This is a genomic window from Cypionkella sp. (assembly GCF_030652235.1).
Classification (GTDB): domain Bacteria; phylum Pseudomonadota; class Alphaproteobacteria; order Rhodobacterales; family Rhodobacteraceae; genus Cypionkella.
The window spans coordinates 1-13578 of sequence record NZ_JAUSBA010000052.1 but is presented as its reverse complement, the minus strand read 5'-3'; the positions used below and the strand labels follow the sequence as shown (position 1 = coordinate 13578).

Here is a 13578-nt window from a genome sequence, read left to right as displayed (position 1 = left end):
TGCCCAGGTTGCTGAGGGCATAACGCCGAAAATCGGCAACACACACGACGGCCGTTCGCGCCGAAGGGCCGGACAACAGGCTCACCAATCCAGCCGAAGGAAAACCGTTCCAGTTCCCAGACTATTTCAGCGGCCTGCTAGAGGGAGACTTCTGGCGCAACGTGATGGCTGACCGGAATCGCGGTGGCAACGGTCCGATTCCTTGGGCTCAGGAGTTAGAAGCTCGGGAATTTACGGATCTCGTCAAGCAAGCGTATGAAAATAATTGCGGTGACGGCTGCGGCTATTGTGACAAAATCATGACTGAATAACTACATACAACAAGTGTAGGGCGGTTTAAATCTCGCCCCACACTTGCGCGACAAAGTAGAAGAGTAGGGTGCGTGATTCACGCACCTTTCCAAGCGCGTAAATCAGAGTTCCCCCCTCACCCCCACCCGTAATTGAAACTCACACTGATCCGATCTTCATCCGCCATATTCATCGGCACTTCATGGCGCAGCCAGCTTTCCCACAACAGCACCTCGCCCGCGTCCGGCGCGCGATACACAAAGGTCCGCAGCTCATCCCGCACCTTCCCTTTACGCGGCGGGGCCGCCATCATCATCGGCAGCCGAGGGTCTTCAAACTTGATCGCCGAAGTCCCCTTCGGCATCGTCACATAACATGTCCCCGAGATCACGCTATGCGGATGGATGTGTGAGCTGTGCACCCCGCCCTGCGGCAAGATATTGATCCACAACGAATCCAGTTTGATCTTCTTACTCCCAAGATCAAACTGCACGTCCTTAACAAAACCCTCAACATGCTTGTCCAATACCTTGACCAAGGCTTTGAAAATCGGGAACCGCCACGGCAGATCGTCCAGCGAGGCATAGCTGGTATAGCCCGGATAGCCGTGCTTTTCGCACCAATTCTGCCCCGCCTCATCATCCTCGGCGATGGCGAGGCAAGAGTTTTCCAACTCCTCCAGATCAATCGGCTTGCCCTGTTCGGCCAAAGCTGCGCGATACAACCGGGTCACAAAAAGCGATTCAATGTTCGACATGGTCTAGTCTCCTGTGCGATCACGCGGCGTCAAAGGTTAACAAACCTTAAAAGTCCGCCGCTAACCCTTTGATTTTCCACAATCCAAAACTGGTCCCAACTCGGGACCAGTCAAAGCCCCAACCGATCAAACGCCGCATCGAGCGGTGCCCAATCCTTAATCCGCAGCCGCACCGGCAAAGTCAAAACCCGCACCCGAAATGCTTCCGGCAGCCTGACCGCATCCTTCTCCGTCGTCACCAACTGCGCCCCCTTCGCGAAAGCCTCGATCTCCAACCGGGTCAGCAACGCCTCTGAAAGCGGCTGATGATCGTCCAAAGCCTCGCCCCGGACCACCTCCGCGCCCTCGGCCCGCAGGGTCGCGAAGAACTTCTCGGGCCGCCCGATGCCCGCGAAAGCCAGCACCCGCTCGCCCGCCCAGCCCATCCCCATCTGAAGCACCTCCAGCCGCCCGCGCAGCAAGGGCACGCCCGGAACCTCAAACCCCGCATCCCCAATCGCCAGCACAAAATCCGCCCGCGCCAACCCGACCGAAACCGGCTCCCGCAACGGCCCCGCAGGCAAACACCGCCCGTTGCCAAAGCCCACCGCCGCATCGACCACTACGATCGACAGATCCTTCAGCACCGACGGATTCTGAAACCCATCGTCCAGCAACACCACGTCAACCCCCGACGCCTCAGCCGCCCGCACCCCAACCGCGCGATCTTTCGCGACCCAAACCTTACAAAACGCCGCCAGCAACAGCGGCTCGTCCCCGACCTGATCCGCCCGGTGCCGCGAGGCATCCACTTGCACCGGCCCCGCCAAAGACCCGCCATGCCCACGGCTGACCACCGCCACGCGGCCCCCCCGCGCCACCAACCGCTCGACCAAAGCGATCGCCGTCGGCGTTTTCCCAGTCCCGCCCGCGTTGATATTGCCGATGCAAATCACGGGCACGCGGGCGTTATACCCCACCCCAAGCAACCGCCGCGCTGTCGCGGCAGCATAAATCCACCCCAACGGAGCCAAAACCCGCGCCCAAATGCCCGGCCTTTCCGGCGGATAAGACCAAAACCCCGGCGCGCGCATCAGCTTGCCCCATCCAGCACACCGCGCGCGAATGCGACCACCCGATCCGTCACCTCAACCCCATCCGAGGCCAAAGCCCATGCCGCTTGTGCCAGTCGCGCCGCCCGATCCGGTGCCAGCAGATCGCTTAAAGCGTCGCCCAAATCCCCGGCCGAGCCAACGGCTCGCGCCGCCTGCGCCGCCCCCAATCGACCGAAAACCGAGCCATATCCCCCCGGCCTTGGCCCATAGACAATCGCCGATCCCAAAGCCGCAGGCTCCATCGGATTGCGCGCACAGCCCTCGCCCAGCAAAGACCCGCCCATATAGCTGACCGGAGCCAAGCGATACCACAGCCCATATTCTGCAGCGGAATCAGGAATATAAATCTCGGTTTCCGCATCGGGCTCCTGATCCAGACTGCGCTGCGCCACAGTCCAGCCCTCTGATGTCTCCATGAAAGCGACCAGTTCCGCCGCCCGCGACGCATCCTGCGGCACCAAGATCAACAGCAGCCGATGCGCCAACCTTAACGCCGAGCGATGCGCCGCGATCACCGCAGCTTCTTCTGCCGCAGGCACATCCACCGCCAGCCACACCGGGCGCGTCGCCAACAGCCCGGCCAACATCGCGCGCTCCGGCTCGTGGTAAGACAGCGCCGCCGAAGGCTCCTCCATCCGTCCCGCCACCGCAACTTCAGCCGCCCCGGCGCGTCGGAATGCCCGCGCCGCAGCCTCATCCACCGCCAACACTTGCGCGAAAGATTGCAGCGCCGCCCGCATCAGCCCCGGATACCAGCCCTCGCGCCCCTTCATCAAAACAGGCGCGCGGGCGTCTACCATGATCACAGGCAGGTGCTTTTGCGCCGCCTCAAACAGCAGCGCAGGGCGCAATTCACCTTCCGCCATAATCACCAAAGCCGGGGCCCAATGCGACAGAAACGCGTGGGCCTCGGCGGGTGTGTCGAAAGGCGGCTGCTGATGCAGCATGTTCGCGGTCAGCGGCACCGCTTCCGGGCAGGTCAACAAGACCGTGACGCCCAATTCTTCCACCAGCCGCAACGCCAGTTGCCGCAACCCGCGCGAGCAGCCGACCTCTGCCGCATGCAGCCAGATCAGATCACCCGGCGGACGGGCCGGCCGCGCGATATCAGGGCCAACAGCGCGACGTCCGGTTAGATTGTAAAGCGTGCGGCCTAGGGATAGTGCCATAGAAATCGGTCGCTTACGCGCCCATCTCCTCGGTCATCGATCCGGGCACACCTTCTTCGCGCAACCGGTGAATATGCGCGATAAAATAGCGCATATGCGCATTGTCGACCGTGCGCTGCGCCTCGGCCTTCCAAGCCGAAAAGGCGCTGGCATAATCGGGATACATCCCGACGATGTGAATCTGGCTGACATCCTTGAAGATGTTCTTTTGCGGGCTGACAAGCTCGCCGCCAAACACAAGATGAAGACGCTGCGCCATGCTCAAATTCCTGATTGCTGCACCGCCGCGCAGGGTAGCGGTTGCGCGGGCGCGGTTCAAGCCTTGGCGCACTTGCGGGTGCTGGGCGGGACAGTCATTCTGCAGTGTAGATGGGGGATGCGATGCGGGTTGTGACGACGGGCGAATGTATGGTGGAGTTGTCGCCTGACGGGTATGGCCTGCTGCGGCAGGGCTTTGCCGGAGATACATTTATACTGCTTGGTATTTGCGGCGGTGTTTGCCCGATGCGCTGTCGGGGCAGATGTTGGTATTTATGCTGGCGTCGGGGGTGGGCGTTTCGCATGGGACGCGGCGCGAGGGGTTAAGCGTTGGCCTGTATTTGATTTCGTTGGAAAATGGCGAGCGCAGTTTCAGCTATTGGCGCGACAGTTCCGCCGCACGGCGGTTGGCGGATGATCCGGGAGCTTTGGCGAGAGGGGTTTCAGCCGCGGAGCTGGTGGTGTTTTCGGGGATCACTTTGGCGATTTTGACGGATGCTGTGGCTTGGGCTGGCGGAGTGTCTGCGGCAGGGGGCGGATTTGGCGGCGCAGGTGATTGCTTCGCAGGGTGCTTTGATCGTGCCAAAAGCAGTCGCGCGGGACTGACTTGCGTTTGGCATCTTCCCAGCTGGGAGGGAGTTGTGCTTCTCAGGTGTGCAGGCTCTATATGTGGTATACACGCCGTTAATTGAAGCGATTGTCCCTTGGGAAGCCGCGGGGTGCCATGCGGCCCGCTGTGGCACGGGCGGCTTGCCACTCTGCCAGATCCGTCTCGGTGCGGGTCCGCCCTGCAGGATCTTTCCACGCCAAGCCCGCCGCCAGAACAAAGGTGGTGGCATCAGACAGCCCGCCGTCTTTGTATTTTTGCAGCCGCACGCCTTTGCCCTTGGCCATCTCGGGCAGTTCGGTCAGCGGGAACACCAGCACCTTGCGGTTATCGCCGACGACGGCGACATGATCGCCGACAACCTTGCGGCAGATCGCGGTTTTGACGCCTGCGCCCAAGGACAGCACTTGTTTACCCGCGCGGGTCTGCGCCAGCACTTCGCCTGAGGCTACGACAAAGCCATCCCCGGCGGTCGAGGCCACCAGCAGCTTTTCACCCGGGCGGAAGATTTGCAGATCGACGATTTCGGAATCGTTCGGCAGATCAACCATCAACCGCACCGGTTCGCCCATGCCGCGCCCACCGGGAAGATTTACACCGATCAGCGTATAAAAGCGGCCATTTGCGCCGATCAGCAAGATTTTATCGGTGGTTTCGGCGTGGAAGGCAAAGCGGGCGGTGTCGCCGTCTTTGAATTTTTGCTCGGTGGCCAGATCGACATGGCCCTTCAGCGCCCTGATCCAACCCATTTGCGAGCAGACCACGGTGATTGGTTCGCGTTCGATCATTGCCTCAAAGGACACTTCCTCGACATCGCCCGCCTCGGCAAAAGCGGTGCGGCGTTTGCCCAGAACGGTGTCCTTGCCGAATTTCTTGCGGATATCGTCAAGCTCGACACCGATTTGGGTCCATTGCAACGCGTCGCTTTCCAGAAGGTCCACCAATCCAGCCCGTTCAGCCATCAAGGCATTCCGCTCGGCGATCAGTTCCATTTCTTCCAAGCGGCGCAACGAGCGCAGGCGCATGTTCAAGATGGCTTCGGTCTGCACCTCGGTCAGCTTGCCCTCGCCGGGTTTTGGCGGAACGTAATCTTTCTCGGACATCGCGCGTTTGTGCGGCTTGCCCCAGCTTTCGGCCATCAACGCGGCCTTGGGATCACTGTCATAGCGGATGATGTCGATGACGCGATCAAGGTTCAGGAAGGTGATGATGAAGCCTTCCAGCACCTCTAGACGGTGATCGATCTTCTCCATCCGGTGCTGACTGCGGCGTTTCAGAACGTCGCGGCGGTGGTCAAGGAAGGCACGCAGGACTTCTTTAAGGCTACAGACTTTCGGCTGCCGCCCATCGATCAGCACGTTCATGTTCAGACTGAACCGCGCCTCTAGGTCCGAGGTTTTGAACAACGCCGCCATCAGCATATCGGCCTCGACCGTGCGCGATCGGGGTTCCAGCACGATGCGGATGTCATCGGCGGATTCGTCACGCACATCGGCCAGCAAGGGGATGCGTTTGGTCTGGATCAGTTCGGCCAGCTTTTCGATCAGCCTGGATTTCGGTACCTGATAGGGGATCTCGGTGATGATGATCTGCCAGGTGCCACGGCCCAAGTCTTCGATATGCCATTTCGCGCGCGTGCGGAAGCTGCCGCGCCCGGTGCGGTAGGCTTCCAGCATGGTCGCGCGGGGCTCAATCATGATGCCGCCGGTGGGGAAATCGGGGCCGGGGATGATCTCGACAAGCGCTTCGTCGGTGATCTCTGGGTCTGCCATCATCGCATGGCAGCCGAGGATCAGTTCTTCAAGGTTGTGCGGCGGGATGTTGGTGGCCATGCCGACCGCGATGCCGCTGGAGCCATTCGCCAGCAGATTCGGGAAGGCGGCGGGCATCACCACCGGTTCTTCCAGTGTGCCATCGTAGTTCGGACGAAAATCGACGGCGTTTTCGGTCAGACCCTCCATCAGGGTTTCCGCAATCGCCGTCAGGCGGGCTTCGGTATACCGGCTGGCGGCGGGATTATCGCCGTCGATGTTGCCGAAGTTGCCTTGGCCATCGACCAGCGGATAGCGCACGTTGAAATCTTGCGCGAGGCGCGCCATCGCGTCGTAAATCGCGGAATCGCCGTGGGGGTGATAGTTTCCCATCACGTCGCCGGATATTTTTGCAGACTTACGGAACGCTGAGGTCGCTGAAAGCTTTAACTCCCGCATAGCATAAAGGATTCGGCGGTGAACCGGTTTCAGGCCATCACGGGCGTCGGGCAAGGCCCTGTGCATGATAGTAGACAAAGCATAGGTCAGATAGCGTTCACCAATCGCGCGGGCCAAAGGCTCGGCAAGGGTGATGGGCTCTATCTTGGGATCATTTTCGGCGTCAGACATCGCTGTGGTGTAGTGCGGGGCCGAGGGCTGGTCCAGCCGGAAAACGCAAAGCATGGGCATGCAGAGCGCAGTTTAGGGGGAAGAATCGCTGTTTTTCCCAGCCCAAAACGCGTAGGCTTGTGCTATTGCCGCTGCTCTTGCGTGGAGTACCTGTGCGATGTTTAAACTTACTTTTTTCCTTTGTGTTGGGCTTTTTACTGCGATGTATTTCGGCGGCGTTGATCGCGGTCAGCAGCGCTTTGGTTTGGTTGAAAAACCACGGGTTGTGGCAGCCCCTGTGGCAGATGCCCCTTTGGGTGTTGCTGATCCGCCCGCAGGGATTGCCGCTTCTGAGGTTATACCTGTGACAGAAGCGGCTTTCGTGCCCGAAGCGCCGCTGATGGTCACTTCGGCTGTGGCGGACTCCACGGCTGCGCCCGTGGCCGCACAAGCTGTGGCGGTCGAATCGGGTGTGCTGATGGTGGTGAATACGAAATCCGCCAATGTGCGCTCTGGCCCCGGCAAGGATTTTGTCGTGGTCGGTCGGCTGACACGCGGCGACTCTGTGCTGGTGGTGGTGCGAGGCGAAGGCGCGGACAGCTGGTCGCTGATCCGAATCGAGGGCGACGGCATTGAGGGCTATATCGCCACACGTTTGCTGACCGAGTGATATTGAACGGATTGGCAAACTTGAACGGAATGCACGTCTTCAACTGAACGATTGTCGAAACCTGCCGCAGCCCCTACGAAGGGGAAAACCCAAAAAGGGGCGGCAGGCATGGAACGCACGATTCTGATCACGGGATGCTCGTCGGGCATCGGGCTGGACGCCGCGCGCGGCTTGAAGGCGCGGGGCTGGCGGGTGTTTGCCACTTGCAGGCAAGAACCTGACTGCGAGCGTCTGCGCGCCGAGGGGTTGGAAAGCTTTGTGCTGGATTACGCTGATGAGGCGAGTGTCGAGGCTGCGGTGGCCGAGGTGGTTGCGCGCACTGGGGGCAAGCTGGACGCGCTTTACAACAACGGCGCTTTCGCCTGCCCCGGTGCGGTCGAAGACTTGCCGCGCGGCGCGTTGCGCGCGATCTTTGAGACCAATCTGTTTGGCTATCACGACCTGACGCGGCGGGTTATCCCGCTGATGCGCGCACAGGGCAGCGGGCGGATTATCAACTGCTCCTCGGTGCTTGGGCTGGTAGCGCTGAAATGGCGCGGGGCTTATGTCGCGACCAAATTCGCGATGGAGGGTCTGACGGATGTTTTGCGCATCGAGATGGCCGACACCGGAATCAAGGTGATTTTGATCGAGCCGGGGCCGATTGGCACCTCGATCCGCGAAAAGGCCATTCCGCATTTTGAGCGCTGGATTGATTGGCAAAATTCGGCGCGGGCGGCGGAATATGCCACGTTGCGGGGGCGGCTTTATCAGGCTGGCCCAAAGGATCGCTGGGAGCTGCCCGCCTCGGCCGTGACCGAAAAACTGATCCAAGCTTTGGAATCTGCCCGGCCCAAGGCGCGGTATTATGTCACAACGCCGACGCATCTGATGGGGTTTGCACGGAGGATTCTGTCGACTCGGTTGCTGGATTGGGTGATTGCGAAGGGGTGACGCGTTTTCCAGTTCGCTTTTGCGTCGCCTGCGCCTAAATCATTGGCAAAGCGAAAGGAGCCTACCATGCTCAGCGACCCGATCTTTATCTTTGGCGTGCTTGCCTGTTTCCTTGTGCTGATCATCCTGATGATCGGCATCGGCAGCTTTGCCAAGGGTGGCGAATTTCATGCCAAACATTCTAACCGATTGATGCGATATAGAATTATTGCGCAGGCAGGCGCAGTGATCATCATCGTCGGCTACGCTTACTACCGCAGCAAAGGTGGCAACTGATGGTAATTTTGTCAAAAATATACACCAAGACCGGCGATAAAGGCGAAACCGCTTTGGGCAATGGCGCGCGGGTGGCGAAGCACTCGGCCCGGGTCAGCGCTTATGGCACTGTGGATGAAACGAACGCCACGGTGGGACTGGCGCGGCAATATTCCAATGGCGATCTGGACGCTGCCTTGCAGCGGATTTCCAACGATCTGTTCGATCTTGGTGCGGATCTGTGCACCCCGGATATGGAGAACGACGCGACCGCCCCCTACCCGCGTTTGCGGATGATCGCGGCGCAGGTAGATCGGTTAGAGGCCGAAATTGACGTGATGAATGCCCGCCTGACGCCTCTGCGCAGCTTTATCTTGCCCGGTGGGTCTGCCCTTGCGGCGCAGATGCACCTTTGCCGCACGGTTTGTCGGCGGGCTGAGCGGCTGGTGGTGGAACTGGCCACAACGGAAGCGGTCAACCCAGAAGCGGTGAAATACCTCAACCGCCTGTCGGATTGGTTTTTTGTCGCCGGCCGCATCGCCAACAATGACGGTAAGGACGACGTGCTCTGGGTGCCGGGTCTGACGCGCTAGACGCGACGTAGCGCCGCGCAATTCTGTCGGTTTTGGTCTGTTGCCGACGCGACCAACCATATATGACAGCGGCGAGAGCTTGGGCGGCCTTCGGGCCATTGAACGGAGATATACGCGATGAAGGTTCTTGTACCTGTCAAACGTGTGATCGACTACAACGTGAAAGTGCGCGTGAAAGCGGACGGTTCCGGGGTTGATCTGGCCAATGTGAAAATGTCGATGAACCCGTTTGACGAGATCGCTGTCGAAGAAGCGATCCGGCTGAAGGAAAAGGGCGTTGTGACCGAGGTTGTCGTGGTTTCCATCGGTGTCAAACAGTCGCAGGAAACCCTGCGCACCGCTTTGGCGATGGGCGCAGACCGCGCGATCCTGATTGAAGCCACCGACAATGTGCAAACGGATATTGAACCTCTGTCAGTGGCCAAGCTGCTGGCGGCTGTTGTTCGCGAAGAGGCGCCAGGACTGGTGCTGTGTGGCAAGCAAGCCATTGATAACGATATGAATGCGACTGGGCAGATGCTGTCGGCACTGCTCGGCTGGTCGCAAGCTACTTTCGTGTCTGAACTGGCGATTGATGGCGATAAAGCCGTCGTCACCCGTGAAGTCGACGGCGGTTTGCAAACGATTTCGGTGAAAATGCCGACGATCGTGTCAGTCGATCTGCGCTTGAACGAGCCGCGCTATGCCTCGCTGCCAAACATCATGAAAGCCAAGGCCAAGCCGATGGCACTGAAAACGCCTGCCGATTTCGGCGTTGATGTCACCCCGCGCCTGAACATTGTGAAAACCGTGGAACCTGCGGGCCGCAAGGCTGGTGTCAAAGTGGGCTCGGTGGACGAGCTGATCGCGAAACTTAAAGACGAAGCGGGGGTAATCTGATGGCCGTTCTGCTGATTGCTGATGTAAATGAAGGCGCTTTGGCGACGGATGCCGTGGCGAAAACCCTTGCTGCTATTGCTTCGCTTGGCGAAGTGCATGTGCTGGTCGCAGGCACGGGTGGCGATGCTGCGGCGGCTGAGGCTGCCAAATTGTCCGGCGTTTCCAAAGTGTTGTTCGCCGATGATCACGCCTATTGCCATGGCATGGCGGAATCCACCGCCGCTTTGGTGGTGTCGCTGGCGGGGGGCTATAGCCATATCTGTGGCGCGGCCACCGCGTTCAACAAGAACGTGCTGCCGCGCGTGGCGGCTTTGCTGGACGTGATGGTGATCTCGGACGCAACCGCCGTGATTGACGCCGATACCTTTGAGCGTCCGATCTACGCCGGTAACGCGGTGCAAACCGTGAAATCGGTGGATGCGAAAAAGGTCTTCACCGTGCGCACGGCGACCTTCACGGCGGTTGAGTCGAATGGTTCGGCGGCTGTTGAGAAAATCGGCGGGCCGGGTGAGGCTGGGCTTTCGGCTTGGGTCGAGGATAAGACCGCAACTTCGGATCGCCCGGAACTGACCTCGGCTGGTATCGTGGTTTCTGGTGGCCGTGGTGTTGGCAGCAAAGAAAGCTTCGATCTGATCGAGAACCTGGCCGACAAGCTGGGTGCTGCTGTGGGCGCTTCGCGCGCGGCGGTCGACTCTGGCTATGCGCCGAACGATTGGCAGGTTGGTCAAACCGGTAAAGTCGTGGCACCGCGGCTGTACGTCGCCGTTGGGATTTCGGGGGCTATTCAACACCTTGCCGGGATGAAGGACAGCAAAGTCATCGTCGCGATCAACAAGGATGAAGAAGCGCCGATCTTCCAAGTGGCGGATTATGGTCTGGTGGGCGATCTGTTTACTGTTGTGCCGGAACTGATCGAAAAGCTGTAACTTAACCAAGATTTTGTTGGAAAGGGCGCCTTGCGGCGCCCTTTTTCACATAAGCTGATGGATAGCAGGCATCAATAAATCTGCCACCTCGCGGTGTGCTGCTGGCCCCGGAAGCCCGGCTGCGGCAGGGGCCTCCATCGGCGCGAAAGCCATGCCATCGACACCTTGTGATAGCGCTGCGTGGCTGATCACCACCTGCACATAGGCGGCTAAGGGTGCGCGGATCGCCGTGATCATCTCTCTGTCGATCAGCAAGGGATTGCGCGACAAATCAACCCTGCGGGTGGGCGACGTCGGCGTTTGATCTGACACCCAGAGCAGAATCACCCGCCGCCCCAACCGCGACAGCAGCAGCTTCATCCGGGTCACCCAAGCCGCGCGCAATTCCTCGGCCACCACCTCAAACCGATCTGCCGAAGCCTCTTGCAGCGACATCAGCATGTGCCGGGTGAAGTTAAACTCGGTGAAATCCACTCGTGGGAAGATCGCCCGCAGCAAAGGCGTCGCACCGAGAAACCGATCATTGCGGCGTGGATGCACCGCATAATACCGGTTTGACAGGTTTTGCGCGCCGAGCAGTTGCACCACGGTCACCGAGGCTTGGGCTGCGATCTCGGTCACCGCCACCTCATTGATGAATACATCCGGGCCTGCGTTCATGCAGCCAAGATTGGCCACGGGCAAGCCCAGTTCCCGCTCAATCAGATCGGGGAATGGCAGCGGCACAAACTTACCATAGGTTTCGGTTCCGCCCAGAATAGCAACATAGGCCCGCTCAATATCTCGCTTAGGCCCACGGAACAAAACCCGCGAGCTGCCATATCGGCATGGAAAATAGTCCAGCGACCCCTCGCCGGGAAACACATACGCCATAGCCCACCCATTCGTCTTAACACCCAACACAGACTTTGCCCGAATCGCCTTTCCAAATCGCTAACGCGGGCATTTGTGGCGAATTGTTCTAAACCGCCGCAGGGTTGCACCCGCCTGCGTTGGCTGCGTATTGTGCCGGAGGCAGGTTAAAGGGGTAGTTGCATGGAAATCCGGTCGGTGGGCATCGTTGGGGCGGGGCAGATGGGCAATGGGATTGCGCATGTGTTCGCGATGGCCGGATATGATGTGCTGCTGAACGACGTGAACCCCGAGATGCTGGGGAAGGCGATTGCCACCATCGACAAAAATATGGAGCGGCAGGTATCGCGCGGCAAGCTGGCGGCTGAGGATAAGGCCGCTGCGATGGCGCGGATCAAGACGACAGCGGTGTTGGCTGATCTGGGGCCTCTCGATTTGGTGATTGAGGCGGCCACCGAAAAAGAGGCGATCAAGAACGCAATCTTCGACGGGCTGTTGCCGCATTTGGGGCCAGATACGATTCTCACCTCGAACACTTCGTCAATTTCGATCACTCGGCTGGCGAGCCGGACAGATCGGCCTGAGAAGTTCATGGGGTTTCACTTTATGAACCCGGTGCCGGTGATGCAGCTGGTAGAGCTGATCCGGGGCATTGCGACCGATAAGCCGACCTACGACACCCTGCTGGCGGTCGTGGGAAAACTGGGCAAAACGGCGGCGTCTGCCGAGGATTTCCCGGCTTTCATCGTCAACCGTATCTTGATGCCGATGATCAATGAGGCGGTTTATACGCTGTATGAGGGCGTGGGTTCGGTGAAGTCGATTGATGAAAGCTTGAAACTGGGGGCCAATCATCCGATGGGGCCGCTGGAATTGGCGGATTTTATCGGCCTCGACACCTGCCTGGCGATCATGAATGTGCTGCATGAGGGGCTGGGGGATACGAAATATCGGCCCTGCCCGCTGCTGTCGAAATATGTCGAGGCGGGCTGGTTGGGTCGGAAGACTCAGCGCGGGTTTTATGATTATCGCGGCGAGGTTCCGGTTCCGACGCGGTGAGTATCCACGCGCAGACAAAATATCTGCATAACGAGATTAAAGGGTTACAAGTAAGCGCTGCGGCGGCCCCCGTGGTTTCGGCTTAGCGGGATTTCGGGCATGGCGCCCTGTAACTGAGGTTGCGGGAGGTTTGCTGTAGCGCCCCAGATGGAGGTTCCCAGCCGTAGGGGCGTTTCGCGCATCGAAGGTTTGGCCGGTCCGACGGGGCGGCGTCAGTGGCCGGATGAGATCAAGGCCCGCATTGTGGCTGAGAGCCTGGGGTCGCGGGCGCGGGTCTGTGACGCGGCCGATAAGTATGGCCGATAAGTATGGGTTGTTCGCGTGGCATGTTTCGCAATGGCGCTGCCTTTCCCGCAAGGGGAAGCTGGTCCTGCCGGGCGACAGGGTGCAAATGTTCGTGCCGCTTGTGGTGGAGCCAGTGGGCGCGCCCGATCTGGCTGCGGTGTAGGCGGGTGCTGGGGTGGTCAAGAGCGAGATCGCCGGGACCGTGCTGCATGTGGCCTCAGAATGCAGCCCGGAACATGCGGCTGCATTGGCGACTGTGTTGAAGAGGGCTCTGTGATCTTCCCGGATCAGGCGCCCCGGATCGTGATTGCACCAAAGCCGGTGGATTTCCGCAACGATCATGACGGGCTGGCTTCTGTGGCGCAAGCCGAGTTGAGCTTTGCCCAGAACGCAGGCGTGATGCTGGTGTTCTGGTCCAAACGCGGGGATCGGTCAAAGTCTTGTTCCGACTGATACCAACGGCCATTGTTTCTGACTCTGAGGGGATTCCCAAAGCGTTCAGATTCTGATTCTCTTGTTCCGACGGCAGGGAGGATCGAATGGCAATCGAGGTCACGCGGAAGGAATTGACGGCGGCGGAGCTGCGGGCG

At 59.7% G+C, this 13578-nt stretch carries 15 protein-coding genes; 9 read left to right on the top strand and 6 right to left on the bottom strand.

The annotated features are described in order from the left end of the window. Window positions 1-427: 427 nt before the first annotated feature. From Q7V03_RS18720 to Q7V03_RS18700, 5 genes are all read right to left on the bottom strand, one after another. On the bottom strand, window positions 428-1048 hold the full coding sequence (locus tag Q7V03_RS18720; RefSeq protein ID WP_304927117.1) for a TIGR02466 family protein: 621 nt from the start codon (window positions 1046-1048) through the stop codon (window positions 428-430). A gap of 110 nt (window positions 1049-1158) precedes the next feature. Next, on the bottom strand, window positions 1159-2121 hold the full coding sequence (gene lpxK / locus Q7V03_RS18715; protein WP_304927116.1) for a tetraacyldisaccharide 4'-kinase: 963 nt from the start codon (window positions 2119-2121) through the stop codon (window positions 1159-1161). Next, on the bottom strand, window positions 2121-3311 hold the full coding sequence (locus Q7V03_RS18710; protein ID WP_304927115.1) for a 3-deoxy-D-manno-octulosonic acid transferase: 1191 nt from the start codon (window positions 3309-3311) through the stop codon (window positions 2121-2123). The genes lpxK and Q7V03_RS18710 overlap by 1 nt, the downstream gene beginning before the upstream one ends. A gap of 13 nt (window positions 3312-3324) precedes the next feature. Next, window positions 3325-3570: a DUF4170 domain-containing protein gene (locus tag Q7V03_RS18705; RefSeq protein ID WP_304927114.1), complete on the bottom strand. Its 246-nt coding sequence runs from the start codon at window positions 3568-3570 to the stop codon at window positions 3325-3327. Window positions 3571-4253: 683 nt separating this feature from the next. Then, window positions 4254-6557 (bottom strand): DNA topoisomerase IV subunit A, encoded by a 2304-nt coding sequence (locus tag Q7V03_RS18700; protein WP_304927118.1) that lies wholly within the window; start codon window positions 6555-6557, stop codon window positions 4254-4256. A gap of 157 nt (window positions 6558-6714) precedes the next feature. On the opposite strand from Q7V03_RS18700, the gene Q7V03_RS18695 reads away from it, so the two are divergent. The 6 genes from Q7V03_RS18695 (at window position 6715) to Q7V03_RS18670 (ending at window position 10792) form a co-directional block, all read left to right on the top strand. Beyond that, complete coding sequence (locus tag Q7V03_RS18695) at window positions 6715-7206, top strand: SH3 domain-containing protein (RefSeq protein ID WP_304927113.1); 492 nt, start codon at window positions 6715-6717, stop codon at window positions 7204-7206. A gap of 108 nt (window positions 7207-7314) precedes the next feature. Beyond that, window positions 7315-8139 (top strand): SDR family NAD(P)-dependent oxidoreductase, encoded by an 825-nt coding sequence (locus Q7V03_RS18690; protein WP_304927112.1) that lies wholly within the window; start codon window positions 7315-7317, stop codon window positions 8137-8139. A gap of 66 nt (window positions 8140-8205) precedes the next feature. Then, complete coding sequence (locus Q7V03_RS18685; protein ID WP_304927111.1) at window positions 8206-8415, top strand: twin transmembrane helix small protein; 210 nt, start codon at window positions 8206-8208, stop codon at window positions 8413-8415. Continuing rightward, complete coding sequence (locus Q7V03_RS18680; protein ID WP_304927110.1) at window positions 8415-8987, top strand: cob(I)yrinic acid a,c-diamide adenosyltransferase; 573 nt, start codon at window positions 8415-8417, stop codon at window positions 8985-8987. The genes Q7V03_RS18685 and Q7V03_RS18680 overlap by 1 nt, the downstream gene beginning before the upstream one ends. A 117-nt stretch (window positions 8988-9104) precedes the next feature. Next, the gene (locus Q7V03_RS18675) at window positions 9105-9866 is read left to right on the top strand and encodes an electron transfer flavoprotein subunit beta/FixA family protein (protein WP_304927109.1); all 762 of its coding nucleotides are present in this window, start codon (window positions 9105-9107) and stop codon (window positions 9864-9866) included. Further along, entirely contained in the window at window positions 9866-10792 is a 927-nt protein-coding gene (locus Q7V03_RS18670) for an electron transfer flavoprotein subunit alpha/FixB family protein (protein WP_304927108.1), read from the top strand. The genes Q7V03_RS18675 and Q7V03_RS18670 overlap by 1 nt, the downstream gene beginning before the upstream one ends. 45 nt (window positions 10793-10837) lie before the next feature. Here Q7V03_RS18670 and Q7V03_RS18665 read toward each other — a convergent pair whose 3' ends face one another. Then, on the bottom strand, window positions 10838-11665 hold the full coding sequence (locus Q7V03_RS18665; protein ID WP_304927107.1) for a DUF6473 family protein: 828 nt from the start codon (window positions 11663-11665) through the stop codon (window positions 10838-10840). Window positions 11666-11827: 162 nt separating this feature from the next. Here Q7V03_RS18665 and Q7V03_RS18660 point away from each other — a divergent pair, with 162 nt between their 5' ends. The 3 genes from Q7V03_RS18660 (at window position 11828) to tnpB (ending at window position 13441) form a co-directional block, all read left to right on the top strand. Beyond that, window positions 11828-12703, top strand: coding sequence for a 3-hydroxybutyryl-CoA dehydrogenase (locus Q7V03_RS18660; RefSeq protein ID WP_304927106.1), 876 nt, complete (start codon window positions 11828-11830; stop codon window positions 12701-12703). Between the two features lie 295 nt (window positions 12704-12998). Continuing rightward, on the top strand, window positions 12999-13151 hold the full coding sequence (locus Q7V03_RS18655) for a hypothetical protein (RefSeq protein ID WP_304927105.1): 153 nt from the start codon (window positions 12999-13001) through the stop codon (window positions 13149-13151). 110 nt (window positions 13152-13261) lie between these two features. Continuing rightward, window positions 13262-13441 (top strand): IS66 family insertion sequence element accessory protein TnpB, encoded by a 180-nt coding sequence (tnpB, locus tag Q7V03_RS18650; RefSeq protein WP_304927104.1) that lies wholly within the window; start codon window positions 13262-13264, stop codon window positions 13439-13441. Window positions 13442-13578 lie beyond the last annotated feature (137 nt).

Excerpts from the sequence above, each read along its gene's own strand:
- Q7V03_RS18655 (WP_304927105.1), top strand. The coding sequence starts at position 12,999 with ATGGCCGATAAGTATGGGTTGTTCGCGTGGCATGTTTCGCAATGGCGC.
- Q7V03_RS18685 (WP_304927111.1), top strand. The coding sequence starts at position 8,206 with ATGCTCAGCGACCCGATCTTTATCTTTGGCGTGCTTGCCTGTTTCCTT.
- Q7V03_RS18700 (WP_304927118.1), bottom strand. The coding sequence starts at position 6,557 with ATGTCTGACGCCGAAAATGATCCCAAGATAGAGCCCATCACCCTTGCC.
- Q7V03_RS18670 (WP_304927108.1), top strand. The coding sequence starts at position 9,866 with ATGGCCGTTCTGCTGATTGCTGATGTAAATGAAGGCGCTTTGGCGACG.
- Q7V03_RS18660 (WP_304927106.1), top strand. The coding sequence starts at position 11,828 with ATGGAAATCCGGTCGGTGGGCATCGTTGGGGCGGGGCAGATGGGCAAT.
- Q7V03_RS18695 (WP_304927113.1), top strand. The coding sequence starts at position 6,715 with ATGTTTAAACTTACTTTTTTCCTTTGTGTTGGGCTTTTTACTGCGATG.
- Q7V03_RS18710 (WP_304927115.1), bottom strand. The coding sequence starts at position 3,311 with ATGGCACTATCCCTAGGCCGCACGCTTTACAATCTAACCGGACGTCGC.
- Q7V03_RS18720 (WP_304927117.1), bottom strand. The coding sequence starts at position 1,048 with ATGTCGAACATTGAATCGCTTTTTGTGACCCGGTTGTATCGCGCAGCT.
- lpxK (WP_304927116.1), bottom strand. The coding sequence starts at position 2,121 with ATGCGCGCGCCGGGGTTTTGGTCTTATCCGCCGGAAAGGCCGGGCATT.
- Q7V03_RS18690 (WP_304927112.1), top strand. The coding sequence starts at position 7,315 with ATGGAACGCACGATTCTGATCACGGGATGCTCGTCGGGCATCGGGCTG.
- Q7V03_RS18675 (WP_304927109.1), top strand. The coding sequence starts at position 9,105 with ATGAAGGTTCTTGTACCTGTCAAACGTGTGATCGACTACAACGTGAAA.
- Q7V03_RS18665 (WP_304927107.1), bottom strand. The coding sequence starts at position 11,665 with ATGGCGTATGTGTTTCCCGGCGAGGGGTCGCTGGACTATTTTCCATGC.
- Q7V03_RS18680 (WP_304927110.1), top strand. The coding sequence starts at position 8,415 with ATGGTAATTTTGTCAAAAATATACACCAAGACCGGCGATAAAGGCGAA.
- Q7V03_RS18705 (WP_304927114.1), bottom strand. The coding sequence starts at position 3,570 with ATGGCGCAGCGTCTTCATCTTGTGTTTGGCGGCGAGCTTGTCAGCCCG.